Annotated in this window: 1 protein-coding gene; it reads right to left on the reverse strand. The window is 68.2% G+C overall.

Translation table 11 applies throughout. The annotated features are described in order from the left end of the window. A partial coding sequence (locus tag A5706_RS26865; RefSeq protein ID WP_231985430.1) for an acyltransferase occupies positions 1 to 619 on the reverse strand: 619 nt, incomplete at both ends.

Below are 619 nucleotides of genomic sequence, written 5' to 3' on the forward strand. Positions count from 1 at the left end.
GGTATGTGTCCCTGCTTCTGCTGGCGGCCATGGTGGGCGTCCTGTACTGGTTCAGCGCGCACCCGATCCACGGCGTGTAGAAGTGGCCACTGGCCAGCAGCATCACCACCGGCGGCAACGACGCCGCGAAGGCCAGCACCATCAGGCTGCGCGCCCTGGTCGCCTGCTTCATCCGCAGAATCACCAGCACCAGCGCGCCGAAGAGCAAGTAGGCCAGCCATTCCGCGCTGATCGACCAGGCCGGACCGTCCCAGCTGGAGTCGTCGAAGAACGGCTGGAACCACAGCTGCACGAGCAGGATCTGGCGCACGTAGCTGATCGCGGTGAGCTGGGCGGCGTCGGGCGACGGCACGTGCCCGACGTGCAGCGTGAAAATCACCCACAGCGCGGCCAGGTGCATCGTGACCAGGTACACCGGCCACACCCGGGCCAGCCGCAGCCACAGGAAGTGCAGAGTGGCCCGCGTCGACCACGACCGGCCCATGCGGTCGAGGTAGTTCCAGGTCAGCACGAACCCGCTGAGGATGAAGAAGAGGTCGACGCCCTGGGCCCCGCAGTTGAGCACGGGCGCGAGGGCGTCGTGCAGGTCGGGCGACGCGGCGCCCAGCATCGGGCGGAA

This window comes from Mycobacterium sp. E796 (genome assembly GCF_001672815.1).
Classification (GTDB): Bacteria; Actinomycetota; Actinomycetes; order Mycobacteriales; family Mycobacteriaceae; genus Mycobacterium.